Genomic DNA, 24,337 nt, shown 5'->3' with positions numbered 1-24,337 from the left:
GGTATTCATCATTTTGAATCAAACTAAAGCAAAACTTATTCCACTTATTAGCTAGCGATATCGGTAGAGGTGCTTACACCTTGATTGAATCCTTCATACGTATAAGCGTTAATAGATAAACATGTGAATAGGTCTACAAGTTGAGCCTTAAGAACTAATGGCTCAGAAATTGCTTTATAGCATTAATTATAGATTTTATAGCCTCTATGAATATCGCTCAAATCAACTTTGTTTTAACCAACTCAGTTTGAATGAACATTAGCTTTATGAACTAGATTAGCTTTACGGACTGGAAAGGAAAGCAGATGAATGGTGCGGAAACAGAATTGATCACAGAACAGCATTTAGAAAAGAATGAATCAAGCTGGCCTTTAGCCTGTGAACTAACAGAGCATGAAGTAAAAACGGGTGTTTGGGCAACGACTCAATTGAAGTTGGATGGTTTCAATTTAACGCCTAATGCCGAATCTCCAAATCAGATGATTCTAGATCTTCATCGAGACGAGCGAACAGATTATCGATTTAACCTTAGCTCTCAAAATCCTAAGCTGTTTTTAGTGATTGATAGCTTGGATGATGACATTGACCTTAACTTAGTCACCATCACGGCTTCACAGAGCGTTGCAGGGCAGTATATGGATGGAGACTACCTAGTATTGTCTGCCGAAATGCCATTACCGATTCAAGCGTGGATGGAAGCTTATATTGGTAGGCATGGTGAACTGTTAGAAGTAAGACGTAAGAAGCGTAAAGGTGCGGGGCGTTCAAGTGGTCAATAATTTCTTTTCGCGTTGGTCTCAACGTAAGCTAGACGGTGATAACCCAGATTCAGCGGTAAGCCAAGATACATCTAACTTTCAAGGTGAATCTTCTAAGGTTAATGCTGAGTCTGAAAATCTAGCTGCCGATGGTGTTGGTACAGATAAATTAGATATAGAAAGCGTAGAAACGACAACGTCTGATGAGAGCTTATCAGAAACGGAACTCTTGAATGACGCGCCTTTAGAAGAAGTGGCACAAGAAACGTCACTAGCACAATTACTTGTTTCCGGTGCTGAAGCAGGGGCTAAAAAGGCTGCTATGCGTAAATTATTTCTCAGTGGCGAATTCAGTGAAGTCGATAGGTTGAATGATTACGACCACGATTATTCGTCAGTAAAAAGCTTATCGACTGAAGCCGCAAGCAAGCTTCGTAACTGGGTGAATGAAAAACTGGAAGAAGATGAAGCAGAAGAAGAAATAGTAGAAGCTGATTCGAATGAAAGCTGTGCTTCTAGCTCTGAAGTGAACAATTCTGATGGTGAAGAGCAAAAAGAAAATACTCAAGAAACCATATCTTCTGAAAGTGATGAGCTAACGAACCTACAAAGAAATCAAAAGAAAACTTTCACTGAAAAGTAAGCACTAAGTGATTCAGAGACATGAAAGAATAGTGGGACAAAATATACCACACAAAAAATAGGTACATTTTGACTTAACCGTCAATGGAAGGGGTGGGACAAATAGTCTCACCTTGTAACCTCCGGTCTATACAATCGAATTGGCTAACTTTAAAAATATCGAATAACTTCATAAAGCATTGTTTTAAAGCACAAAATCAAGTTGGAACACTAATTGCTATGTTCAACTTAATTCATGTGAATTCGTTCTACGATGGAACTGAGCAATGTTAAAACAATTCTTAAAACAATATGACTCTACCAATGGCAAGGCTCGTGCTTATGCTATTGATAATACAGTAGAGCTTGCAAACCTTATCCCACCAACGGTTAGTTACGAAAGTGGCGGTAATACGCTAATTATTGGACCTACCGCAATAATTCTAAGCGCAGCGGAACAACTTAAAGAGATGCATTCTCTTACTTTGCTATCGACTGATGGAATATCAGCAGATTCAGCAAATGGTTCTGATTCACTACCTAATCTATATTTCACGAGTTCGATTCAGCTGGATGGCTTTCTTGGCACTTTTACAGCATTAATTGAAAATAATGGTTTGACGACCAACCTAGCAAAAGTCGCTATTAATAGTGATTGCTTTGATGTCGTACTCGATTTATCTCTAACAGGGTGCATGACGGAAGAAGTCCCTGTTCCTGGTTATTATCCTGTAGGGCGAGGTTATCCAAAACTGGCTGATGCATTGGAAGAGATCCCAACATTAATGGGTACTTTTGATAAGCCGAAATACTTTAGGCTTGATACCGATTTGTGCGCACATAGCTCTCGCGGTATTAAAGGGTGTGAACGTTGTGTTGATGCCTGCCCAGCTGGAGCATTATCCAGTGAAGGGAATGATCAAATCGGTCATAAGATTGAGATTAACCCTTACCTTTGCCAAGGTGTGGGAACATGTGCGACGGCATGTCCAACAGAGGCAATCCACTATGCGCTTCCTAAGCCTCAAGATACTCAAAAATTCATCGAGCGTACTTTAACAAATTACGAGCAAGCGGGTGGAATAGACCCAATCGTTCTTATTTGTAGTTCTCGTCATGAAACCTATAACTTGATGGCGCTTCAAGCACTACCTGATAACGTGATTCCAATTGTTGTAGAAGAACTTCCATCTGTAGGAATAGACACTTGGTTTGCCGCTCTTACTAATGGCGCGACTCAAGTTTTATTTGCAGCAAGTAAGCATATGCCAGCAACAATTCTAAGGGTGCTTAATAACGAAGTCGGTATTGCTCAAGATCTATTGGATCAATTAGGTCTAAACAAAGAGTGCATTGATATTCTTTATTTAGAGACGTTAAGAGAACTGGCTCAAAACGGTCAAGCACTAGAATTACAAACGCTTCCTTTTGAACTTTGGTTGGGCGACCTAGAGGGAACAAAGCGAGAAAGACTATTTACGGCTTTAGATGCGTTAGTGAGTAATCGAATTCCTGTTGAAACCCTTCAATCTTTGTCGTCTTCTGCTCCTTATGGCACTGTCGATTGCGAATCAAAAGATTGTACTTTGTGCATGGCTTGCGTGTCTGTTTGTCCAACTCGAGCCCTTCATAATGATGGTCAATCTCCTCATCTTCAATTTGTAGAACAAGATTGTGTTCAATGTGGCATGTGTGAAAAAGCTTGCCCTGAGAATGCACTGTCTCTTACTCCAAGAATGAATTGGGACAAAGCAAGCCGAACTCAAGCCATTACCCTTCATGAAGAAAAAGCAGCGGAATGCCTACGTTGTAAAAAGCCTTTCGCTCCTCAGTCAATGATCACCATGCTTCAAGATAAGTTACGCGGTCATTCTCAATTTTCAGATGAGCTATCAATTAGTCGTATTGCTATGTGTGAAGACTGCCGTGTGGTCGATATTTTTGAATCGATGGCAGAGAAGCCTGAACAACAATTGAAATTCTAAGTAGGTAAGAAATGAAACCAGACAATCAATTATCAGCAAATGAATCATCAGAGAATGCATCAAATAATGATGAGTCGCTGCGTGCCGATATTTACTTACTTATTGCCCAGCTTTTTAGAAGTGCACCGAGTGAAGAATTTTTACTTTGGTTGACTCAACTTGAAGTCACTGAAGATCAGCATCCTATGGCGATTGCTTGGAATGCACTTCGTGAAGCCGCGCGTTCACATTCATTAAACCAAGTGGCTGAAGAATACCAAGATTTGTTTATTGGTGTAGGGCGTGGAGAAGTCGTTCAATTTGGGTCTTGGCATATCACTGGTTCTCTTATGGAAAAGCCTTTGTCTGATCTTCGACAAGATCTAGATGCTCTAGGGTTTGAGAGACACAACGATGTTAAAGAGCCTGAAGATCATATCTCAGCTTTGCTTGAAGTGATGTCGATGCTTGTTGAACTTCCTAAACCTGTTCAGCAAGCGTTTTTCAATAAACATATTGGTAACTGGGTAGGTTCATTTGTTGAACAACTCCAAAAAGCGAAAAGTGTGAGTTTTTATTCGGCAGTTGCCAACTTATTGAATGCGTATTTGACCATAGAACAAGTGAGCTTTGCTGTGAATCCAAAACACAACAAAGCCGTTCATAAAGTCGATGTGAAAAATCAGATTTTTGTAGAAGAAAAACGCTAAATCTAGCTAAAAGCTTTAGTGACAAATTAAGCGAAAAGAGCTGAATTTGTATTAGAGATGCTCAAGCATCCAACACTACCTAACCGGTAAAGGGAAGCAATGATGAAAGATCAAGACAAGGTAAACACAAGCCGTAGAGACCTTCTTAAAGGACTAAGTACCGCGGCAGTGGCGGGGGCTGTAGTTGCTGGTACTGCCAAAGTGGCGAATGCCTCGGTAGCGAGCAATCAAGAAAGCACAATTGAAAAACATGAAGAAGGCTATCACGAAACTCAACATATTCGTGATTACTACGACAGTCTATAGGAGTTAACTAATGAAATTAACAAAACGCTCCGATAGCGTCAGCAAACAAGAAAATCAATTAGGCATCAGCCGCCGTGCTTTCATGAAAAACAGCTCACTTGCCGCTGGTGGCGTTGCTGCAGGTGCTTCAATGTTTGCACCGTCAATGATTAAGAAAGCTGAAGCAAAGTCAGTTGACCCGACCGCTAAAACTGAAATCAAACGTACGATTTGTTCACACTGTTCTGTTGGTTGTGGCATTTATGCCGAAGTTCAAAATGGTGTTTGGACAGGTCAAGAGCCAGCTTATGATCACCCATTCAATGCTGGTGGACACTGTGCAAAAGGCGCAGCACTGCGTGAGCATGGTCATGGAGAACGTCGTTTAAAATATCCAATGAAGCTTGAAGGCGGTAAATGGAAAAAGCTTTCTTGGGAACAAGCAATTGAAGAGATTGGCAACAAAGCGCTCGATATTCGTAAAGAATCCGGTCCTGATTCAGTTTACTGGTTAGGCAGTGCTAAACACAGTAATGAGCAGGCTTATACTTTCCGTAAAATGGCGTCTATTTGGGGAACGAATAATGTCGATCACCAAGCGCGAATTTGTCACTCCACAACGGTTTCAGGTGTAGCAAACACTTGGGGTTACGGAGCAATGACCAATTCATTTAATGACATGCATAATTGTAAATCTATGCTGTTCATTGGTTCAAACCCAGCAGAAGCTCACCCAGTAGCCATGCAGCACATCTTAATCGCTAAAGAAAAGAATGATTGCAAGATTGTTGTGGCTGACCCTCGTCGTACTCGCACTGCAGCAAAAGCTGATCATTATGTGTCACTTCGCCCAGGTACGGATGTTGCGTTTATTTGGGGTGTGTTATGGCACGTATTTGAAAATAAGTGGGAAGACAAAGAGTTTATTCGCCAACGTGTCTACGGTATGGATGAAATTCGTGCTGAAGTTGCAAAGTGGACGCCAGAAGAAGTTGAGCGCGTAACCAGCGTAAGCAAAGAAGAAGTTTACCAAACGGCTAAGCTACTTTCAGAGAATCGTCCAGGCTGTATTGTTTGGTGTATGGGCGGTACTCAACATACAACAGGTAACAACAATACACGTGCTTATTGTGTACTTGAACTTGCGCTTGGAAACATGGGTAAATCTGGCGGTGGTGCGAATATTTTCCGAGGTCACGATAACGTTCAAGGCGCAACTGACCTGGGCGTGCTTTCGCATACTCTACCGGGCTACTATGGTTTATCTGATGGCGCGTGGAAGCATTGGTCAAAAGTGTGGGGGGTTGATTACGCTTGGCTGACGGATCGCTTCGATCAGAAAAAGTATCACGGTAAGAAACCAATGAATAACATGGGTATTCCCGTGTCTCGTTGGATTGATGGTGTACTTGAAAATAAAGACAACATTGAGCAGAACGACAATATTCGCGCAATGTTCTATTGGGGTCACGCGGTTAACTCACAAACCCGTGGCGTCGAAATGAAAAAAGCGATGCAGAAGCTGGATATGATGGTGATTGTCGATCCATACCCAACAGTTGCTGCAGTAATGAATGATCGTACTGATGGTGTATATCTACTGCCAGCAACCACTCAATTCGAGACTACAGGTTCTGTGACCGCTTCAAACCGTTCACTTCAGTGGCGAGATCAAGTCATCGACCCATTATTTGAATCTAAACCTGACCATGAAATTATGTACCTGCTATCTAAAAAGTTAGGTATTGCAGAGCAGTTATTTAAAAACGTCCGTGTGGAAAATAACCAGCCTGTAATTGAAGATATCACTCGTGAATTCAATAAAGGTATGTGGACAATTGGTTACACTGGCCAAAGCCCTGAACGTATTAAAGAACACCAACAAAACTGGCATACCTTCCACAAGACAACTCTTGAAGCAGAAGGTGGGGCAGCTCATGGTGAAACCTATGGTCTTCCTTGGCCATGTTGGGGCACACCTGAAATGAAACACCCAGGCACCCATATTTTATACGATACATCTAAAGCGGTTGCAGACGGAGGCGGTAACTTCCGCGCTCGCTTTGGTGTGGAATTTGAAGGGGATAATCTACTTGCAGAAGATAGTTATTCGAAAGATTGTGAGCTTGAAGATGGTTACCCAGAATTCAGTGACAAATTATTAAAGCACCTAGGTTGGTGGGATGATTTAACTGAAGCCGAAAAAGCAGCTGCGGAAGGTAAAAACTGGAAGACAGATACTTCTGGTGGTATCCAACGCGTAGCCATTAAACACGGTTGTATGCCTTTTGGTAACGCAAAAGCGCGTGCCATTGTGTGGACCTTCCCAGACAGAGTACCACTTCACCGTGAGCCACTTTACACACCTCGCCGTGATTTAGTCGCTGATTATCCAACATGGGATGACAGCGAATCTATCTATCGTTTACCGACTTTGTATAAGTCTATTCAAGACCAAGATAAGTCAGGTGAATACCCAATCATTCTTACTTCTGGCCGTTTAGTTGAATACGAAGGCGGTGGTGAAGAAACACGTTCTAACCCTTGGCTGGCAGAACTACAACAAGAAATGTTTGTGGAAGTTAACCCGAAAGATGCGAATGACATCGGCTTTAAAGATGGTGAGATGGTTTGGGTTGAAGGCGCAGAAAAAGGGCGTATTCATGTGAAAGCTATGGTCACTCGCAGAGTGAAGCCTGGTCTTGCATTCATACCTTTCCACTTTGGTGGCAAATTCCAAGGTGAAGAGTTAAGAGACAAGTACCCAGAAGGGACAGACCCATATGTAATTGGTGAATCGGCCAATATCGCAACTACTTATGGCTATGACCCTGTGACGCAAATGCAGGAAACCAAAGTTACCCTCTGTAAAATTACTAAAGCGTAAGGAGTCACAAGATGGCTAAGATGAAATTCCTGTGTGACACCAAACGTTGTATTGAATGTAATGGTTGTGTCACAGCATGTAAGAACGAAAATGACGACGCATTAGAGTGGGGCATTCAACGCCGACGCGTTGTGACATTGAATGACGGTGAACCGGGTGAAAACTCGATTTCGGTCGCGTGTATGCACTGTACTGACGCACCTTGCATGGCAGTTTGCCCAACAGATTGCTTCAAGCAAACCGAAGACGGCATTGTGTTACACAATAAAGACTTATGTATTGGTTGTGGTTACTGCTTGTTTGCATGTCCATTTGGAGCACCACAATTCCCTCAAGAGTCGACATTTGGTGAAAGAGGGAAAATGGATAAATGTACGTTCTGTGCTGGTGGTCCTGAAACTGAGGCAGGCTCAGAAGAAGAACGCAAAAAATACGGTGCGAACCGTATAGCAGAAGGCAAACTGCCGATGTGTGCTTCGTTATGTTCAACGAAAGCACTTATTGCTGGTGATGCTGAGAAAGTCTCAGAGATTTTCCGTCAACGTGTTGTTGAACGTGGTGCGAAAGGTGCTGGTTGGACAAACGGTGAAGATCTTTCATTTGATGCAACAAAAAGCTAGGAGCAGATAAGAGTGAAACGTATATACGTATTATTAGTTAGCGTTTTTGCTCTTCTGTTTTCAACAGTTGCTTTTTCGGAAGCAACTGTCACGACAGAAAAAGCGAATGCAGAACAAGAAGTTGTTCAGTTGGCGGGCGCAGATTACTGGCGACAAGTTAAAGATGGTCAAGAAGGTTATACAACCGCTCAGCACCGTGAAGCTGGTGTGTTGATCAATGCTTCTGGTCAGTTGTGGCGTGAAATTCGAAATAAGTGGATCACCCCAATCGGTGCGTTAATGATTGGAGCATCATTTGTGTCGCTTTTTGCTTTCTACTTATGGGCAGGGCAAATTAAAGTCGATAAACCAAAGACGGGTAAGAAGATATTACGCTGGACTCCTTTTGAAAGGGCACTCCATTGGTATACCGCAATTCTGTTTATTATTCTTGGTTTTTCAGGGCTGACTCTGCTGTATGGCAAACACGTCATGAAACCTATGCTATCTGATGGCATTTGGGCGAACTTAATTATGGCGGCTAAGGTTTCCCATAACTATTTAGGTCCTTTGTTTGTGATTGGCATTGCGGTGATGCTTGTTAAGTGGCTTAAAAATAACTTCTTTACCAAAGTGGACTTAGAATGGTTTAAAGCCGGTGGCGGTATTCTTCCTAATGGAAAACACCCATCTGCTGATTTCTGTAATGGCGGTGAAAAAGTTTGGTTTTGGCTGCTAGCAACGGCTGGAGTTGCGGTGTGTATTTCTGGTCTTGTGATGGACTTCCCAATGTTTGGTCAGCTTCGAGAGCATATGCAAATAGCTAATATCATTCATGCCGTCGCTTCATTGGGTTTAATTGCAGCTTCTTTTGGTCACATTTACATTGGTACAGTTGGTACTGAAGGTGCTTTGGATGGAATGAAAACAGGCTATGTCGATGAGTCATGGGCTAAGCAACACCACAACCTTTGGTATGATCGCGTGAAAGATAAAGCTGAATAGATGACCCTTCAGTGACGATATAAATTTAATTTCAAACGCCCCAATTAGGGGCGTTTTTGTGTCAGAAATAAAAGTATTAAACGTTTAATACAGTCAGTTCATATGCTGATGACTCCTTTGATCTACTTATACTTGAAAGGTACATCTGAAATTATTGTGCGAATAATCATAAGTGGATCAAATTGAGGCAATAGCACTAATCTGGTGCGCTTGGATATCTAATAAGAAAGTGAGAAGAAGAACAGAGAAACCATTATTCTCATATTAAGCTTATTAAAACAATAACTTAAAATCTTCAGGGTTCTATGATAATTGTATTCTTAAAGATGGAACACTCTTTGCTTTATTGACGATTAAATTAATAAATCACCAAATTAGTTCAATTAACCCTTAGTAGCACGAAAAAAGTGCAGAGATGAATTAAAAGCAATGGAGAATGCAAGACATGAGTGAAACGGTTACCCAGGTTCATAGCGCAGTACAGAGCCTAACTCAAAGTTCAGACACCTTATTTTTACTACTTGGTGCCATCATGGTGTTCTTAATGCATGCTGGCTTCGCCTTCTTGGAAGTCGGTACGGTACGAAAAAAGAACCAAGTGAATGCTTTGGTAAAAATACTGGCAGATTTTGGTGTTTCAGCCATTGCATATTTCTTCATCGGTTACTGGGTTGCGTATGGCGCTAACTTCTTTGCTGATGCGGAAACGCTCTCTCAAGCAAATGGCTACGAAATGGTTAAGTTCTTTTTCTTACTGACTTTTGCTGCCGCTATTCCCGCTATTGTGTCTGGCGGTATCGCCGAGCGTGCACGTTTCTATCCAATATTGATTGCAACGTTCTTTACTGTTGGCTTTGTATACCCACTGTTCGAAGGCATGATTTGGAATGGTAATTTTGGTTTGCAAGCTTGGTTCGAAGCTCAATTTGGTTATGGCTTTCATGATTTCGCAGGCTCTGTTGTTGTGCATGGTGTTGGTGGTTGGATAGCGTTAGTTGCTGTGTACTTTTTAGGTATGCGTAAAGGGCGTATTCGCGCAGGCAAACACACCAACTTTGCACCATCAAATATCCCGTTCCTTGCTCTTGGTGCATGGATTTTATGTGTCGGTTGGTTTGGCTTCAACGTGATGTCAGCACAAGCGATTAACGGCATTAGTGGCTTGGTTGCTATGAACTCACTGATGGCGATGGTCGGCGGTATTCTTGCTGCACTTGTGGCAGGTAAAAATGACCCAGGCTTTATTCACAATGGTCCACTCGCGGGTTTAGTCGCGGTATGTGCAGGTTCAGATTTGATGCATCCGTTAGGTGCTTTAGTCACCGGTAGCATTGCTGGTGCACTTTTTGTGTACTTGTTTACCTATATGCAAAACAAAACCAAAATTGATGATGTTTTAGGTGTGTGGCCATTACACGGTGTTTGTGGTGCTTGGGGTGGTATTGCTGCTGGCATTTTTGGGCAACAAGCATTATGGGGGCTAGGAGGCGTGAGTTTTACAGTTCAGATCTTAGGTACACTCGCTGGTATTCTTGTTGCCTTGAGCGGTTCATTTATTGTCTACGGGCTACTGAACAAGTTCACAGGGCTACGCTTAAGTGAAGAAGATGAATTTAACGGTGCTGATTTATCCATTCATAAGATTTCCTCTATCAGTGAAGACTAATCACTAATATCAACATAGAGACTTTTAACAAAAAACGGCTTCGGTCGTTTTTTTGGTTTTAGAATCGTAATCTCTCTGTTTTCTCTTAGCTTTTATTGAGCAGTTACTAGGTGAAAGCTTTAATAAATGGAGCATTTCACCCAAATCGTACTTTGTTCTACTTCACAAATATCTAACGATTCTTTTAAGTTAAGACCATAGTCTAATCCCTAAAACTATTGTTGGAATTTGAAGAGTGCTAAGCTGAGTTTAGATAGTTTATTGGTAAGGATACGATATGAATTTCCCATATAAAAACATTGTGATTCTCACTGGTGCCGGCATTTCAGCCGAATCAGGGATACAGACATTTCGAGCTCAAGATGGATTATGGGAAAACCATAAAATTGAAGATGTGGCAACGCCGGAAGGCTTTGTTAAAGATCCAGATCTTGTACAAGCTTTTTACAACAAAAGAAGAGCAGGGCTTCAAGGCAAAGATATTAACCCTAATGCTGCACACTTGGCACTAGGCGACCTTGAAGAACAGCTTGAAGGTAAAGTCACTATTATTACTCAGAATATCGATAATTTACATGAACGAGGTGGTAGTTCAAATATTATCCATATGCATGGTGAATTACTTAAGGCTAGGTGCAGCGAATCAAACCAAGTCGTTGAGTATAAAGATAATATTGAAACAGGTGATTTATGTCATTGTTGTCAAATTCCAGCCCAAATGCGACCTCATATTGTTTGGTTTGGCGAAATGCCTTTACGCATGGGAGATATTTATTCTGCATTAGAAGAAGCCGACCTTTTTGTTTCTATCGGGACTTCTGGAGTGGTATACCCAGCTGCAGGGTTTGTACATGATGCGAGAATGCATGGCGCCCATACCATTGAAGTGAATTTAGAGCCGAGTGCAGTTGAAAGTGAGTTTGAAGAAAAGCGTTATGGCAAAGCAAGTATTGAGATTCCAAGACTGGTTAAAGAGTTACTCAGCCTAGATGGTGCGCTCAGCGCGTAACTAGCTTTTTGCCGTTAAACTAGTGTTTTACCGTTAATTATATATTTACCTGTCGCTAATTACGTAGTTATTTATGGTTAATCACGCAGTGTTCAATTTGTATAATAGGCTTTAATTAGAGATTAGAGATTAGAGATTAGAGATTAGAGATTAGAGCCGCAGCAGGAGGAGACGTGGCGTCTCCTTTTTAATGGTCATAACTGGCTCTGATATTTTCTTTGTGTGATTTTTTCATTTCATACATGGCTTTATCTGATTGTATTAGTGCTTGCTTAAAGTTAGCTCTATTGGCTTTTTCGATACCATAAGAGAACGATAGTTTTTCACCTTCAAGTTGCATTTTTACTTGCGAGATAAACTCAGCACTTCGCCCAATTCGAGTGGTAACAACGAACTCATCACCTCCAACACGAAAAACCATTTCATCTTCGTCAAGAGTCGATTTTGCTAAAACTTGAGAAAATCGCACTATCATTAAGTCACCTACGTTATGACCTTTTCGATCATTAACCGTTTTTAATCCATCCAAATCTAAAAAGACAAGTTCAAACTCTTCTAGCTTAATTTCATTGAATTTCTTTCTATTGTACAGACCGGTTAATTCGTCTTTCTTGCTAGCCTCCTTGAGATGAGACGTCACTTGTGTGACTCCAATAGCAATTAATAGAAAAGCGGTTTGAAGTAATCCATCTTCAAGAAAAGTATCTAAAAGTTCATGCTGGTCAGCCCAAATATCCAAGAATTCTAATTCAGTGGCGACATCATAAGTTAGGTTAAAAATGAGTAGCAAAGCGCCAGATTGAAGAATTCTATTTTGGGAAATGACTCGACGAGCAACAAAATAAATATACGTGACAATTACTAGAGTATTGGTTTCGAAGAAAAGATCATAATTCGAATCGATTTTTAAAACCGAACTAACAGCAAGCATCACTAAAGATGCAAGTAGCATGAAGCTAACGATTATCAATATGGGGTTTGCAGGCATTTATATAGAACTCCGTTTCGTTTGAATTTGATTCTATATAAAGTTTAGATAAAAATAAAGCGGCTTGCGCCGCTTTATTATAAATCAAATTGAGTATTAGTTATTCACTTTTAACTTTTGGAAGTACTCGTCATAAATTGCGCTTGCTTCACCAACTTCATCTTGCCAAACGCCATTATCCATCACAGATTGTGGTGGGAAGACATTTTTATCATTCGCGAATTCTTTTGGCAGTAGTGGGTAAGCCGTTTTAACTGGAGTAGGGTAGCCAATTTCAAGTGCGATTTTAGCTGCGTTTTCTGGTCTCAAAAGGAAATCAATCATTTTGTGTGCGGCATCAGTATTCTTAGCTCCTGAAGGGATCGCTAAGCTGTCCATCCAAAATATAGTGCCTTTTTCTGGCCAAATGATGTCAATGGTTGCACCTTCTTGACGAGCCATATAAGCAGAGCCATTCCAAAGCATACCTAATGACACTTCGCCCGCTAAATATGGGTTAGCAGGAAAGTCAGAATTGAACACTAAAACGTTTGGCATAAGCTTGCGTAATTCTTCGTAAGCTTCTTTAATTTCTTCAGGGTTAGTTGTGTTAGGAGAGTAACCTAACTTAGACAATGCAATGTGGAAGACTTCACGAGAGTCGTCCATCATCATCAATTGACCTTCCCATTGAGTGTCCCATAAGTCTCCCCAGTTTTTTACTGATGACTTATCAAGCATATCTGAGTTAATACCAATACCCGTTGCACCCCAAATGTATGGGATCGAGTAGTTATTGCTAGGATCGAAAGGTTTGTCTAAATAGTTTGGATCCAAATCTGCAAAGTGGCTCAACTTACTTTTATCTAACTCTTGCAGCATGCCTTCTTTACGCATTTTTGATACAAAGTAAGTTGAAGGTACGACTAAGTCATATCCTGTACCTTGAGTTTTCAACTTAGCGTACATGCTTTCGTTTGACTCATAAGTTGAGTAGAAAACTTTGATTCCAGTTTCTTTTGTGAAGTCTTCAAGAATTTCATTTGGAATGTATTCAGACCAATTATAGAAATACAGCTCTTCGTCAGCCGCGAAAGAAGGAGTAGAAAGTAAAGTAGCAGCACACAATGCGCCGGTATACAGTGTTTTTTTCATTACTGTTCCGTTCATTTGTTTTATTTAGAGCTGGGTAGCGAACCCAAAGGAAAGATTTATAAAAATCGAAGAGGTTGATTATACCAGTCTGGAAACAAAATAGGCAGCCTAAGCCGCCTATTGATCAAAAAACTTATGGGTGTTTACTGCCCAGCTTTTAGCTTCATGAAGTACTCTTCATACTGAACTGTCTTGTCGCCTACTGCAGATTGCCATTCGACTCGATCTAAGTCTTCTTGAGAGGGGAATAGAGCAGGGCTATCTTTAAACTTCTCATTGGATGCTTTTACTGCGGTTAAGTAGCCGGTATCTCGAGATATTTGCTCTGCGATTTCAGGGCGAAGCAAAAAGTCGATCATTTTATGAGCCGCATCAACATTCATAGCTCCAGAGCTAATAGCAAAATTATCCACCCAACCAATACCGCCTTCTTTAGGGAATACCAATTTAATTGGTAAGCCTTCATTTTGCGCAGCAGCGGCAGAACCATTCCAAAGCATCCCCAAACCAACTTCACCTGACATATAAGGCGCGCCTGGGTTATCTGAGTTAAACACTAGAACATTTGGCATGAGCTTTCGCAATTCGGCATAAGCTTCATCAATTTGCTTTTCGTCAGTCGTGTTGCCTGAATAGCCAAGTTTACGTAGAGCAATGTGGAACACTTCGCGAGTGTCATCCATCATCATTAATTGCCCTTCGAGTTCAGGCTTCCATAAATCAGCCCAACTTTGGAATTCCTCAGGGTCATACATATCGGTATTCACAGCTAAACCAGTGATAGCGACGACATGAGGAATTGAATACTCATTTTTTGGGTCATAAGCTTTATCTAAATAGTTAGTATCTAGATTATTGAAGTTAATAAGCTTAGATTTATCGATCTTTTGCAGCATGCCTTCATCGCGCATCTTAGAAACAAAATACGTTGATGGCACAACTAAATCATACCCTTTGTTATGCGTTTTTAGTTTCGCGTATAAAGTTTCGTTCGACTCATAAGTTGAGTAGATCACTTTAATACCCGTTTCATTTGTGAACTGCTCCAGAATCTCACTATTGATGTAAGGCCCCCAGTTCATAAATACTAATTCTTTATTTTCATCCGCAGACACTGTTCCAGATAACATTGAAAGCGCACATGCACTACCAGCTATTAAAGTAGCCCATTTTTTCATTGACGTTAGCTCCAAACCAAACGTTGCCATTATGGCAGTAGATAGAAAAACAGAATGATAAATACCATTCTGTTTATTAGATTTTTGCGAAGTTTACTTCACTTTCTCTCTCGCTAGCAACTGCGAAGTGATTACCAATATTAAGGAAACCACTAACATCACGGTTGCAAGCGCGTTTACCTCTGGGGAAATTCCAACTTTTACCATCGAATATATTTTCAACGGTAATATTTCATAAGTTGGTCCAGTAACAAACGAACTGATAATCACATCATCTAGCGACAAGGTGAAACTTAATAACCACCCAGCAGCAACAGCAGGTTTAGCCAAAGGTAGGATAATCTGTTTTAAGATAGTCCATTCACTTGCGCCTAGATCTTTTGCTGCTTCAAGCATTTTTACATCGAAACCATTTAAACGGCTATAAACCGTGACAACGACAAATGGTAAACAAAAAGTGATGTGTGCAACCAGCAAGGTAAAGAAACCTAGCTGAACACCCATAACTAAAAATAGAGCAAGCAATGAGATTGCCATTACGATATCCGGCGACATCATTACAATAAATAGCATGCCATTTACTGCACCTTTACCCTTGAATTGGTAACGGAATAGGGCAACGGCAGTCAAGCTGCCAATTAACGTGGCAGCTGTTGCTGAAAACACCGCGACATTCAATGAATGCCAAGCCGCTTGCATTAAGCTGTCATTATTAATTAGCGCGTCATACCACTTTGTCGTGAATCTGCCCCATTTCATACCAAACTTGTTTGCATTAAACGAGTTAGCAATTAATACGATTATTGGCAGGTATAAGAATGCATATACCAACGCCATAAAGCTAAACTTAACTGTGCGGCCCATTAATCTAGTTCCACTTTCTTGTTCAATAGTCTGCCTGCTCGGTAATACGCATAAAGCATAATTGCCATAGCCATGGTTAAAGCAATACTGGTTGCAGCGCCAAATGGCCAGTCTCTAGCATTAAGGACTTGGCTCTTAATGACGTTACCAATCAGTAAGTTTTTCGCTCCGCCTAATAAATCTGAAATGTAGAACATTCCTAAAGCGGGTAGTAGTACCAATAAACAGCCGCCGATAATACCAGGCATGGTTAAAGGCAACACTACTTTCACCAAAGTTTGAAACTTATTGGCGCCTAGATCTTTTGCTGCTTCTAGGTACGTTCCATCTAATTTTTCTATAGCCGAATACAGCGGCAGAATCATGAAAGGTAGCAAGATGTAAACTAAGCCGATCATCACTGCTGTTTCGCTGTACATGATGCGAATTGGTTTATCGATAATATCCAGTGCAATTAACGATTTATTTAAAATTCCTTGGGTACCAAGCACTATCTTCAGACCGTATGTTCTGATCAGAGAGTTGGTCCAAAAAGGTACAATCACTAGAAACAACATGATTGGTCGCCACTTCTCAGGCATTTTCGCAATAATGTATGCGAACGGATAACCAATCACTAAACATAGCAAAGTCGCTATTATCGCCATGTAGAAAGAGTGAAGTAGCACCTTTAAATACAAGGGGTCAGCTAAGCGGATATAGTTATCTAATGTAAAAGTCATCTCGATTAAGTTGGCTTCATCACGCGTTAGAAAACTGGTTCCAATAATCATGATATTTGGAATCATGACGAATAGGACTAGCCATCCACCAATTAAAGCGATGATGGCATTTTGTAGATTAAACTTCTTGCTCATCTTTAAGTACCACTTCCCAGCTTTCAACCCAAGTAACCGCGACTTTTTGCCCTAATGAGTGATCAACATCGGGATCATCTTCATTGAAGAATTCGCTTACCATTACGCGCATACCAGATTCAAGCTCAATCACTGAATCTAATGTCATGCCTTTGTAGGTACGCTCAACAACGTGACCAACAATACCGCGTTGTTCAGACTCTTTTATTTCTTCAATACGAAGATCTTCAGGTCTTAACAATACTTGTAGGCTATCGCCTTGCGTGATGGCTTTATCATGATGAATAGAACACTCAATGCCTTCTATTGTCGCCAGTATGCGATTTTCATCTTGACGAGAAATCGCTTTAGCTTCGAAGACGTTTATCTCACCAATAAAACGAGCAACAAAGAGGTTCTTAGGTTCTTCGTAAATCTCTCTTGGTGTGCCATCTTGCTCAATCACACCGTCACGCATAACAATGATGCGATCAGACATTGATAACGCTTCTTCTTGGTCATGCGTGACAAAAATGAACGTAATACCAAGTTGGCGTTGCAATTGTTTAAGCTCAATCTGCATCTGTTTACGTAATTTGTAATCCAGCGCTGAAAGCGATTCATCAAGTAATAATACTTTAGGTTTGTTTACTACCGCTCTTGCAATAGCAATGCGTTGTTGCTGACCACCTGAAAGTTGATGCGGTTTTCGTTGCGCCATTTGCTCTAAACGTACCATCTTCAGAGCTTCCATAACTCGGATTTCGATATCGTCGTTTGAAACTTTTTGCATCCGTAAACCAAATGCCACATTGTCGAAGACAGTCATGTGGGGGAAAAGGGCATAGCTTTGGAAAACAGTGTTTACGTGCCTTTGTTCAGCAGGGACTTGGGTTACATTCTGTTCAGCTAATAGAATTTCACCGCTATCTGCCGTTTCAAAACCCGCAATCATTCTTAGCACCGTGGTCTTACCGCAACCAGAGGGACCTAATATGGTAAGAAACTCACCATGATTCACATTTAAATCGAGATTGCCGATGACTTCCTTACCATCGAAACTTTTACTAATACCAGTTAACTGTACGACTGGTTTCCCTACTGATTTTTTAGCGTTCAACGTCTGTTTATCTCCACCTTGGTCCGTATTAGGATGACCTGCTGCTATACACTTTAAGGCGCGCATGATAATCACCAAAAGTGTGAATTCAAAGCATTTTTTAACGTCAGACAATAAAAAAATTCACAGGTAAAACTCGGTATTTCTATCCATACTATAATCTATAGCGTAAACGATAGTTTAAGTGATTAATTATTAATCAAAAAAGCAAGAAAGCAAGGCTTGTTACAGAATCATATTTTAGTTTACATACGACATATGCGTATAATGAAGCCAATTTTTTATCAACAAGTTAGGTGGCTCGTATATGCATTGTCTACCTAGGAAGAACTATGAATAACGACATTGAAAAAGATTTTAATTTAGGTGGGAGCATTGAGCGCGCTCTTTCTGGAAATTACGAGTTAAAAGCCACGGCTGTTTTTCAGGAAGCATGGAAATATACGATTAATCATTTTCTCTCTTTTTCTCCTGCTATTGTTGCTTTGATGTTTATTCAACTCGCAATTTTCTATATTGCGTTACAGCTTCAACTTGGCGACCCAAGCGTTATTTTGGATGCAGTCATTGACCCTGAAGCATTTACTCCCCAAATTGTTGAATCAATCTTCATTGCAAACTTTAGTTATGAAGTCGTCAGTGCGCCGATTTACGCCGGTATCAGTTTAATGGCGATGAGCCATGCCGCAGGGTTGAATACAAAGCTTAAACATATTGGGAAAGGGCTACAGTTTACGGTACCAGTCATTTTAGTGACTTTGTTCAGCCTAATGCTTCAAGGGATTGCGGGTATGATCCTTCCTTTCTTATCAATTTACTTTTCATTAGCTTTCAGTCATTCAATTCTGCTCATTTGTGAAAAGAAAGTGCCTCCGATGCAAGCGTTGTTACTTTCACTTCGAGCGATTAATAAGAAGATCTTCGTTGTTGCCTCAATCTACTTATTAGTTATGTTGATGTTTGTTATTGCTGCGATGATGTACGGAATTGGGTTGATTTTTGTATTACCATTTTTCTTCCATGTGAAAGGCATCTTATACCGTGAGATGTTTGGTATTAAGCTTAAAGTCATCGCATCTGATCGCCCACATGATTCAAATAATAATAACGATAGTGACAATGGCAATAACCCAAACTCTGATGTTTTCAATGCTTAAAGCTTATTGATATTAAAATTTATGAATAGTTAAATTTACTAATAAAAGAACCGATATATGACTACGTTTGAAAATATCATCAGCTCTAAATCAGCAAAGCTACTTGCATTCGCAGTTGTCGGATCTGTCTCATTTATCGGTCCGTATATATACGAACAAGAAGAGCGTCGTAAATCCTTACAAGCGAAGGAAGCGGAGCAGCCTAAAATCAGCGTTGAGATATTGCCTACGTCGACTCCTGACTTTGGTGCAATAGAAGATGTAAATGAGAAGAAGGATTCCTTTTTCTCTTATCTTCGCCCCAGCATTCAGATTGAAAATAACCGAATAATCAAAGAGCGCAAACATCTTCGTCAATGGGCTGATAGCGACCTTGAGATTTTATCAGCAGAAGACCATTCGTATGCTAAACGATTAGGGAAGTTATATAGCCTCCCCGTGCCTGTTGAAGGTTTAGATAGAACTTGGTTATCCGAGATGTTGAATCGCGTTAATGTTTTACCTGAGGCATTGGTTTTATCGCAAGCGGCTAATGAATCGGCGTGGGGAACTTCTCGTTTTGCTAAACAAGCGAATAATTACTTTGGGCAATGGTGTTACTCGAAAGGCTGCGGCTTAGTTCCGCTACAACGAAATGAAGGCAGCACTCATGAAGTCGCCAAATTTTCATCTAGCCAAGAATCAGTGCATCGTTACTTTATGAATATAAACCGAAATCTTGCTTATAAAGAGTTAAGAGGTATTCGAAGTGATTTATCCGATGCTGAAGAAACATTGTTAACACATAATACTGCGACACAATTGGCAAACGGTCTGCTGAAATACTCTGAAAGGGGCTCTGCTTATGTGGAAGATTTGCAGGCTATGATTCGCCATAATCAAAAATATTGGGCTCAGTAATGAGTTTGAAACATCACCTTGATGTCCACTCTACATATAACAAGATAATTAGAATGAAAAAAACGACTATCGCAATACTCGCGTCTTTAGGTCTTGCCTTTGCAATGCCTGCTTCTGCTCAAGAATATATGTTTACCTATTCAAAACTGTATACACAGTTAAAAAACAACAATAAAGAAGGGCATGATGATGTAAAGGTTGCCGTTTTCTTTATTGATCAAGAAACACAGCAAATATGTAATATCAAAAAAGCTTGGATGGAAAAAGAAGAGCATTATGAAGAGTTTGATATCCCTAGTTCAAACGAATTCCCTCTACCAATAGACAGCAATTTAAGATCAGCGAACCCTCTTATTTTTGTCCAGACTAAAGAAGAAGTATGCGATTACTCGCTTGTCGTGATGACAAAAGAGCCACTTGAGGGCTCGGTTTCTTATGAAAATATAGAAGCTCTACTGCCGCAAATGCAGATAATGTTAGAAGACTTAAGTGGTATGTTCTCTAGTTGGTTTACTCCAAAAATTACCGGAGTAACGCTAGAGTTTGCAAACAACTTAAACGGTGATATCAAAGCTTCAAGTGGAAAAAATATTCCAATTATTGATGGTAAGGCTCGTTTCACTTTAGACGATCTAGTGAAAGGTGATACTTTATTGCTACCAGAAGCGACTCAACGCGTACTCCCTTACATTCCGGCTCAATAAGATTTGTGCTCCTAAGATAAATTTAGTTATGAAGCGTATAGCATTTATAAACGCTAGCCATATCAGATAAGCTTCATAACTATTTTTTCTTTTATTACACATTTCGCTACAGATGCTATAGAAAACGATCTTCGCTTATATTCCTCAAACATTGTTACTTCTGAAACAACTCAGATGTTTTATCCATAGTTAGTATTTCAACCTTAAATAAAAATCCGTATAATCCACGCCCTTAAAGAATCCACCAAGCAAAGCTACTGTCGGTCATTCGACAGTGTGAGAGTCGTAATGAATCAAGTCGATAATAGAAAAGAAACACACGAATTCAACAAACTTCAGAAGCGTTTAAGAAAAAATGTTGGTAACGCCATTGTTGATTACAACATGATCGAAGAAAATGATGTTGTGATGGCATGTATCAGTGGTGGTAAAGACTCATTTGCGATGTTGGATATCTTACTTAAGCTTCGTGAAGTTGCTCCAATCAAATTTGATGTTGTTGCTGTCAACTTAGACCAGAAACAGCCAGGTTTCCCTGAACATATTCTTCCTGACTATTTTGAAACATTGAACATCCCTTATTACATTGTAGATAAGGATACGTATTCAGTCGTTAAAGAAAAAGTGCCAGAAGGTAAAACGACATGTGGTCTTTGCTCTCGATTACGTCGAGGCACGTTATATTCTTTTGCTGAGAAGATCGGTGCAACTAAAATTGCACTTGGTCATCACCTAGATGATATTGTTGAGACTATGTTCCTCAATATGTTTCACGGTGCTCGTTTAAAAGCAATGCCACCAAAACTCCGTTCAGATGATGGTCGTAATGTTGTTATTCGGCCTCTGACTTATTGTCGCGAAACTGATCTTATTGAATATGCGGAGCATAAAGAGTTCCCAATCATTCCTTGCAACTTATGTGGTTCCCAAGAAAACCTTCAGCGTCAAAATATCAAAGCAATGCTTATCGATTGGGATGCTAAAACACCTGGCCGAGTCGAAAAGGTGTTTAAGTCAATTCAAAACGTAAGTCCAAGTCAGCTTGCTGATAGAGAGCTATTTGATTTCGTAAACTTACCTATTGATCGAAGCAGTGAACGTGAACAATATGAATTTGCCGAAGCTGAAGTGTCATCATCAAACATAGGTTCAGCGCATATTGATGAATCTATGTTTATTGATGTGACAAACGTATAAGCAGACTTTAGACAAACAATAAAGCCCCGAAAAGTCGGGGCTTTATTGTATTCACGCTAAACAGTATTCATACCGAAGAAAACCTAGCTAAAAACTCATAAGCAATATATCACTATGTATTTTCTATAATATGTATCTTCAAACCAATACTTAGCTACTTAGCTATGTTCGGATCTAATGGACTGATATAACCATTTGGCTTGAGAGCTAATACATCACAATTAATCTTGTCAATAACATGTTCAGCAGTATTTCCGATGAAAACGGCAGATAAGCCAGTTCGCCCGGTTGTTCCCAAAATTACCATTGCTGCACCATTGTCTTCTGCGACTTGTGGGATGACATCTTCAGGAAGACCTTGCTGAACAATAGTCTGTTCTTCACATAAATGGTGTTTTTGGCGAAGTGACTTCATTGCCGTTAAATGATGACCACGAACGGCATCCGTATATGAAGTTGGGTCAAACTCAGGAAGTTCAATGGTGATGTTAGCTGGAGTCAGAGGGTATGCATTAACTATGAATGGCTCAGCATTCAAGCGCCCTGTTATTTCCAATAACCTTTCAACCATAGAATCATTTAGTTCAATATGGGTGTCATTTTCGGAGCCGACATGTACAGACGCATAAATCTTTGCGTGTTCAGGCCAGAATTCATTCTTAACTAATAAAACAGGGCAGGGACACTTACGTAATAAATGCCAGTCTGTTGGGGTGAAAATGACGGATTCTAACGTGTCGTGCTTACGAGTCCCTTTAATAAGGATATCGTGTTCACCCGAAAAAACCTCCGCTATGATTGCTTCATACGGTCTATTATGCCAAACCACTTTGACATTAAACTCTATTGAATCATCAATATAAGGTTCAGCAACTTTATTCATCCAAATTTCACGTTGATGAATAACACCTTTTCGCATTGCATCACGTTCATCGGGTGAAAGCATAGAAGTCATGTCATATGAGAAATCATATATCGATAGGAAAAAGGTAATGCGACTTGTTGAAGCACTTTTTTTAGCGAGTTGAATTGCACGAACTAGAGCGGGTTGCTCATCGTGATTAATATCGGCGACGACTAGAATTTTGCTATAGATACTCATAACTAAGCCTACTATTTGGACTAAACCATATAATTAATGTAGCGCAGTTATAGAGAGATTAAGAGAAATATAGATGGATTTTAGAGAGAAATATGATGTAGCTCATTATTGAACTACATCATTGATAAATCAGTTATTCTTTTGAAACACCAGCTAATTCCATTAAGGCATCATGGTCTTCAATGGTAATGTATTTACCTTTCACGCTTAGGATATCTGCTTTTTGAAAGCGACCTAGCAAGCGGCTAATCGTTTCAACGGTTAGACCAAGGTAATTACCAATGTCGCCGCGAGTCATCGTCAAACGGAACTCTCTCGGGCTGAAACCACGTTGAGAGAATCTAGTAGAAAGGTTGAATAAGAAAGCGGCTAAACGCTCTTCAGCATTCTTTTTCGACAAGAGAAGAATCATCTCTTGGTCGCCTTTGATTTCATTACTCATCAAACGCATGATCTGCTGGCGAAGTTTTGGCATTTTTCCAGATAGATCATCTAAGATCTCGTAAGGAATTTCACATACCATCGAGGTTTCTAAAGCTTGAGCGAAGCTCGGATGCATATCTTCAGTGATTGCATCAAAACCAACTAAATCACCCGCAAGGTGAAATGCAGTAATTTGTTCATCACCTTGTTCAGTGATGGTGTAACTCTTAATAGTACCAGAGCGAATCGCATATAGAGACTTAAGCTCGTCTCCAGCTTTGAATAACTCTTGACCTTTTTGAATAGGTTTTTTTCTTTCAATGATCTGATCAAGTTGATCAAGTTCAGATTCATTCAAAGTAAATGGGATACAGAGCTGGCTAATACTACAATCCTGGCAGTGGATTGCACAGCCACCAGACTGAACACGTTTCGTCACAGGCTTTTCAGAAATCATAACAATCTTTCACTATTTGATATACGTCAATATTTTAGCATTCCTTCATACCAAAAGGTAGTAAAAAAACCGCATTTAAAGAATCACTATGCGGTATAATCAATAAGCTGTAGCGCCATATATCCGGTATACAAACCATACATAAGGATTAAAAAGGCACCTAACTGACGAAAAAAATTAGCTTGTTGGATTTTTTTCATCAGATTTGCTCCCACCCCAACCGCTAGCATGGCAGGTAAAGTACCGAGACCAAAAGCTAACATGATTCCGGCTCCGTTAAGTGAACTTCCAGAAACTGCCGCCCAAGTTAGCATGGAATAAACTAAACCACATGGCAGCCAACCCCAAATAAAACCAAAAGGTAATGCGTGCAAGGGGTGCTTTAGAGGAAGGAATGACTTGCCAATAGGTGAAATATAACGCCATAACCGTTGACCTAGCTTTTCAAAAACAAGTAAACCAAACCACCATTTACCAATATACAAAGCTAGAATTATCATGAATACTGCGGTGAATAGCCTCAGCCAACCGAGTAAAGCATTAAATTGGCTGAGTTCACCGATAGTTGAAATAGCCCCGCCAATAATTGCTCCAATCAATGCGTAACTTGATAGACGGCCTAGGTTATAAAGTAGGGGGATCATTGGTGATGGTTTTTGATTGCCAATAGATAGTAAAGAAGCTATGCCCCCACACATCCCCATACAATGACCAGCACCAATTAGACCGATAAAAAAAGCACCAATCCAATCAGGAGTCATGGCGTTTCTTTG

The 24,337-nt window shown here is 40.3% G+C and carries 23 protein-coding genes; 14 read left to right on the top strand and 9 right to left on the bottom strand.

All coding sequences use genetic code 11. The features are described 5' to 3' along the window. The first annotated feature begins 305 nt into the window (after positions 1 to 305). The 10 genes from F0226_RS06040 (at position 306) to cobB (ending at position 11,504) form a co-directional block, all read left to right on the top strand. Positions 306 to 779, top strand: a complete 474-nt coding sequence (locus tag F0226_RS06040; protein ID WP_171734801.1) for a DUF3305 domain-containing protein — start codon at positions 306 to 308, stop codon at positions 777 to 779. Then, positions 769 to 1,401, top strand: a complete 633-nt coding sequence (locus F0226_RS06035; RefSeq protein WP_171734800.1) for a DUF3306 domain-containing protein — start codon at positions 769 to 771, stop codon at positions 1,399 to 1,401. The genes F0226_RS06040 and F0226_RS06035 overlap by 11 nt, the downstream gene beginning before the upstream one ends. 265 nt (positions 1,402 to 1,666) lie before the next feature. Further along, positions 1,667 to 3,364, top strand: coding sequence for a 4Fe-4S binding protein (locus tag F0226_RS06030; protein WP_171734799.1), 1,698 nt, complete (start codon positions 1,667 to 1,669; stop codon positions 3,362 to 3,364). An 11-nt stretch (positions 3,365 to 3,375) separates the two neighbouring features. Further along, entirely contained in the window at positions 3,376 to 4,053 is a 678-nt protein-coding gene (locus F0226_RS06025) for a molecular chaperone TorD family protein (RefSeq protein ID WP_171734798.1), read from the top strand. Positions 4,054 to 4,155: 102 nt separating this feature from the next. Further along, positions 4,156 to 4,359, top strand: coding sequence for a twin-arginine translocation signal domain-containing protein (locus F0226_RS06020; RefSeq protein WP_171734849.1), 204 nt, complete (start codon positions 4,156 to 4,158; stop codon positions 4,357 to 4,359). A 10-nt stretch (positions 4,360 to 4,369) separates the two neighbouring features. Beyond that, positions 4,370 to 7,225: a formate dehydrogenase subunit alpha gene (locus F0226_RS06015; RefSeq protein WP_171734797.1), complete on the top strand. Its 2,856-nt coding sequence runs from the start codon at positions 4,370 to 4,372 to the stop codon at positions 7,223 to 7,225. Between the two features lie 11 nt (positions 7,226 to 7,236). After that, complete coding sequence (fdh3B, locus tag F0226_RS06010; protein ID WP_171734796.1) at positions 7,237 to 7,845, top strand: formate dehydrogenase FDH3 subunit beta; 609 nt, start codon at positions 7,237 to 7,239, stop codon at positions 7,843 to 7,845. A 12-nt stretch (positions 7,846 to 7,857) separates the two neighbouring features. Beyond that, the gene (locus F0226_RS06005; protein WP_345776508.1) at positions 7,858 to 8,829 is read left to right on the top strand and encodes a formate dehydrogenase subunit gamma; all 972 of its coding nucleotides are present in this window, start codon (positions 7,858 to 7,860) and stop codon (positions 8,827 to 8,829) included. 445 nt (positions 8,830 to 9,274) lie between these two features. Continuing rightward, positions 9,275 to 10,495 carry an ammonium transporter gene (locus F0226_RS06000; RefSeq protein ID WP_171734795.1) on the top strand — a complete coding sequence of 407 codons (1,221 nt, stop codon included), beginning with the start codon at positions 9,275 to 9,277 and terminating at the stop codon, positions 10,493 to 10,495. A 277-nt stretch (positions 10,496 to 10,772) separates the two neighbouring features. Beyond that, positions 10,773 to 11,504 carry a Sir2 family NAD+-dependent deacetylase gene (gene cobB / locus F0226_RS05995; RefSeq protein WP_171734794.1) on the top strand — a complete coding sequence of 244 codons (732 nt, stop codon included), beginning with the start codon at positions 10,773 to 10,775 and terminating at the stop codon, positions 11,502 to 11,504. 187 nt (positions 11,505 to 11,691) lie between these two features. On the opposite strand, the gene F0226_RS05990 is transcribed toward cobB, so the two are convergent. From F0226_RS05990 to potA, 6 genes are all read right to left on the bottom strand, one after another. Then, positions 11,692 to 12,492, bottom strand: coding sequence for a GGDEF domain-containing protein (locus F0226_RS05990; protein ID WP_171734793.1), 801 nt, complete (start codon positions 12,490 to 12,492; stop codon positions 11,692 to 11,694). Between the two features lie 96 nt (positions 12,493 to 12,588). Continuing rightward, positions 12,589 to 13,626 (bottom strand): extracellular solute-binding protein, encoded by a 1,038-nt coding sequence (locus tag F0226_RS05985; RefSeq protein ID WP_171734792.1) that lies wholly within the window; start codon positions 13,624 to 13,626, stop codon positions 12,589 to 12,591. A 143-nt stretch (positions 13,627 to 13,769) separates the two neighbouring features. Next, entirely contained in the window at positions 13,770 to 14,804 is a 1,035-nt protein-coding gene (locus F0226_RS05980) for an extracellular solute-binding protein (RefSeq protein ID WP_171734791.1), read from the bottom strand. A 93-nt stretch (positions 14,805 to 14,897) separates the two neighbouring features. Further along, a complete protein-coding gene (gene potC / locus F0226_RS05975) occupies positions 14,898 to 15,668 on the bottom strand; it encodes a spermidine/putrescine ABC transporter permease PotC (protein ID WP_171734790.1) in 771 nt (256 codons plus the stop codon). After that, complete coding sequence (gene potB, locus F0226_RS05970; RefSeq protein ID WP_171734789.1) at positions 15,668 to 16,525, bottom strand: spermidine/putrescine ABC transporter permease PotB; 858 nt, start codon at positions 16,523 to 16,525, stop codon at positions 15,668 to 15,670. The genes potC and potB overlap by 1 nt, the downstream gene beginning before the upstream one ends. After that, positions 16,509 to 17,624: a spermidine/putrescine ABC transporter ATP-binding protein PotA gene (potA, locus tag F0226_RS05965; RefSeq protein ID WP_171734847.1), complete on the bottom strand. Its 1,116-nt coding sequence runs from the start codon at positions 17,622 to 17,624 to the stop codon at positions 16,509 to 16,511. The genes potB and potA overlap by 17 nt, the downstream gene beginning before the upstream one ends. Before the next feature lie 332 nt (positions 17,625 to 17,956). Here potA and F0226_RS05960 point away from each other — a divergent pair, with 332 nt between their 5' ends. The 4 genes from F0226_RS05960 (at position 17,957) to ttcA (ending at position 21,582) form a co-directional block, all read left to right on the top strand. Beyond that, positions 17,957 to 18,781 (top strand): hypothetical protein, encoded by an 825-nt coding sequence (locus F0226_RS05960; RefSeq protein WP_171734788.1) that lies wholly within the window; start codon positions 17,957 to 17,959, stop codon positions 18,779 to 18,781. Between the two features lie 57 nt (positions 18,782 to 18,838). Beyond that, entirely contained in the window at positions 18,839 to 19,681 is an 843-nt protein-coding gene (locus tag F0226_RS05955) for a glucosaminidase domain-containing protein (protein ID WP_171734787.1), read from the top strand. Between the two features lie 53 nt (positions 19,682 to 19,734). After that, a complete protein-coding gene (locus F0226_RS05950) occupies positions 19,735 to 20,385 on the top strand; it encodes a DUF2987 domain-containing protein (protein ID WP_171734786.1) in 651 nt (216 codons plus the stop codon). Between the two features lie 288 nt (positions 20,386 to 20,673). Next, complete coding sequence (ttcA, locus tag F0226_RS05945) at positions 20,674 to 21,582, top strand: tRNA 2-thiocytidine(32) synthetase TtcA (protein WP_171734785.1); 909 nt, start codon at positions 20,674 to 20,676, stop codon at positions 21,580 to 21,582. A 154-nt stretch (positions 21,583 to 21,736) separates the two neighbouring features. Here the strand turns inward: ttcA and uspE are convergent, their stop codons facing one another. The 3 genes from uspE to F0226_RS05930 all read right to left on the bottom strand — a co-directional run bounded on the left by uspE (position 21,737) and on the right by F0226_RS05930 (position 24,325). Continuing rightward, positions 21,737 to 22,684, bottom strand: coding sequence for a universal stress protein UspE (gene uspE / locus F0226_RS05940; RefSeq protein ID WP_171734784.1), 948 nt, complete (start codon positions 22,682 to 22,684; stop codon positions 21,737 to 21,739). A gap of 133 nt (positions 22,685 to 22,817) precedes the next feature. After that, positions 22,818 to 23,564, bottom strand: a complete 747-nt coding sequence (locus F0226_RS05935; RefSeq protein WP_137373222.1) for an FNR family transcription factor — start codon at positions 23,562 to 23,564, stop codon at positions 22,818 to 22,820. Positions 23,565 to 23,650: 86 nt separating this feature from the next. Further along, on the bottom strand, positions 23,651 to 24,325 hold the full coding sequence (locus tag F0226_RS05930; RefSeq protein ID WP_171734783.1) for a sulfite exporter TauE/SafE family protein: 675 nt from the start codon (positions 24,323 to 24,325) through the stop codon (positions 23,651 to 23,653). Positions 24,326 to 24,337 lie beyond the last annotated feature (12 nt).

The sequence above is a fragment of the Vibrio sp. 99-70-13A1 genome, assembly GCF_013114625.1.
Classification (GTDB): Bacteria; Pseudomonadota; Gammaproteobacteria; order Enterobacterales; family Vibrionaceae; genus Vibrio.
The sequence above is the reverse complement of the archived record's forward strand: the minus strand, read 5'-3'. Positions and strand labels throughout refer to the sequence as shown.

Coding starts and splice junctions, on each gene's coding strand:
- F0226_RS06040 (WP_171734801.1), top strand. CDS start 306: ATGAATGGTGCGGAAACAGAATTGATCACAGAACAGCATTTAGAAAAG.
- F0226_RS06030 (WP_171734799.1), top strand. CDS start 1,667: ATGTTAAAACAATTCTTAAAACAATATGACTCTACCAATGGCAAGGCT.
- F0226_RS06025 (WP_171734798.1), top strand. CDS start 3,376: ATGAAACCAGACAATCAATTATCAGCAAATGAATCATCAGAGAATGCA.
- F0226_RS06020 (WP_171734849.1), top strand. CDS start 4,156: ATGAAAGATCAAGACAAGGTAAACACAAGCCGTAGAGACCTTCTTAAA.
- F0226_RS06015 (WP_171734797.1), top strand. CDS start 4,370: ATGAAATTAACAAAACGCTCCGATAGCGTCAGCAAACAAGAAAATCAA.
- fdh3B (WP_171734796.1), top strand. CDS start 7,237: ATGGCTAAGATGAAATTCCTGTGTGACACCAAACGTTGTATTGAATGT.
- F0226_RS06000 (WP_171734795.1), top strand. CDS start 9,275: ATGAGTGAAACGGTTACCCAGGTTCATAGCGCAGTACAGAGCCTAACT.
- cobB (WP_171734794.1), top strand. CDS start 10,773: ATGAATTTCCCATATAAAAACATTGTGATTCTCACTGGTGCCGGCATT.
- F0226_RS05990 (WP_171734793.1), bottom strand. CDS start 12,492: ATGCCTGCAAACCCCATATTGATAATCGTTAGCTTCATGCTACTTGCA.
- F0226_RS05985 (WP_171734792.1), bottom strand. CDS start 13,626: ATGAAAAAAACACTGTATACCGGCGCATTGTGTGCTGCTACTTTACTT.
- F0226_RS05980 (WP_171734791.1), bottom strand. CDS start 14,804: ATGAAAAAATGGGCTACTTTAATAGCTGGTAGTGCATGTGCGCTTTCA.
- potC (WP_171734790.1), bottom strand. CDS start 15,668: ATGGGCCGCACAGTTAAGTTTAGCTTTATGGCGTTGGTATATGCATTC.
- potB (WP_171734789.1), bottom strand. CDS start 16,525: ATGAGCAAGAAGTTTAATCTACAAAATGCCATCATCGCTTTAATTGGT.
- F0226_RS05960 (WP_171734788.1), top strand. CDS start 17,957: ATGAATAACGACATTGAAAAAGATTTTAATTTAGGTGGGAGCATTGAG.
- F0226_RS05955 (WP_171734787.1), top strand. CDS start 18,839: ATGACTACGTTTGAAAATATCATCAGCTCTAAATCAGCAAAGCTACTT.
- F0226_RS05950 (WP_171734786.1), top strand. CDS start 19,735: ATGAAAAAAACGACTATCGCAATACTCGCGTCTTTAGGTCTTGCCTTT.
- ttcA (WP_171734785.1), top strand. CDS start 20,674: ATGAATCAAGTCGATAATAGAAAAGAAACACACGAATTCAACAAACTT.
- uspE (WP_171734784.1), bottom strand. CDS start 22,684: ATGAGTATCTATAGCAAAATTCTAGTCGTCGCCGATATTAATCACGAT.
- F0226_RS05935 (WP_137373222.1), bottom strand. CDS start 23,564: ATGATTTCTGAAAAGCCTGTGACGAAACGTGTTCAGTCTGGTGGCTGT.
- F0226_RS05930 (WP_171734783.1), bottom strand. CDS start 24,325: ATGACTCCTGATTGGATTGGTGCTTTTTTTATCGGTCTAATTGGTGCT.